This window comes from Aliterella sp. E5.1, from assembly GCF_057473825.1.
Map to the genome: position 1 here is coordinate 1 of NZ_JBYCCV010000512.1, position 1004 is coordinate 1004.

The 1004-nt window shown below is 36.2% G+C and carries 1 protein-coding gene; it reads left to right on the top strand.

Annotated features, from left to right (window positions below; genetic code table 11):
• Positions 1-226: 226 nt before the first annotated feature.
• Positions 227-1004 (top strand): serine/threonine protein kinase (locus AC2VE5_RS28655; RefSeq protein ID WP_486890898.1); only part of this gene is annotated, 778 nt, incomplete at its 3' end.

Sequence of the window (1004 nt, forward strand, 5' to 3'; positions counted from 1 at the left end):
TTACCAATAACAGTTATAGATAAAAAGTCTATAATTAAAGCAAAATAAAGCAGGAAGTTAGCTACTTTACTGTATTACTTGAAGAAAGATAAGCTAAAAATATGAATCAAATTAGAAAAGGACAAATTCTAGGAATAGGAAAAAGAAACTTTCTAGCTCAAGCCGAATTCATGTACCAAATTTTTAGAGTTACCGCATAGGTCTAATTACTCCATTGAAAAGAATATTGTCTAAAACTTTTTGCAACGTAACTGGTAATTGTATGTTTGACGCAAAGCAGATATTGCAAAAACGCTACCAACTTCAACGAAAGGTGGGACAGCCATTAGCAGGTTATCAAAGTTGGCTAGCAACAGATTTAGCAACTCCAACCAGAGAACTAGTTATTATTAAAATTTTAGCTTTTAATTCTAATACTCACAGTGTTGATTTAAAATTATTTGAACAGGAAACCAAAGGACTGCAAAAACTGAATCATCCTAGAATTCCTCGGTATCGAGATTATTTTTTAGTTAATGAGCAATTGAGTCCCAACTTAAGTTATTGGGGGCTGGTACGAGATTATATTCCTGGCTTTACCCTACAAGAATTGTTGGAGGAAGATTATACATTTTCGGAACAGCAACTCCGTATAATTGCTGAACAAATTCTAAAAATCCTGGTTTATCTTCATACTATCCATCTGTCTTCGTCTTCTCCTCCAGTCTTCCACCGCAAAATTAAACCGAATAACTTGATTTGGGGTCAAAATGGGCAGTTCTATCTCGTTGACTTTGGCACATTACAAGAACAAGCAGCCATTACAGGAATGACATTCACTACGAGCGGTACCTGCGACTACAATCTACTGGAACAGCTTTCGGGAACACCTGTTCCTGCCTCTGACCTTCATGCCTTAGGAACCACCTTCATCCATTTATCTACAGGCGTTGGTTCAACCAGATCTCCTTATCAAAACCCACAAATTAAATTTACTAGCCACACAAATCTAAAACTAAACTTTC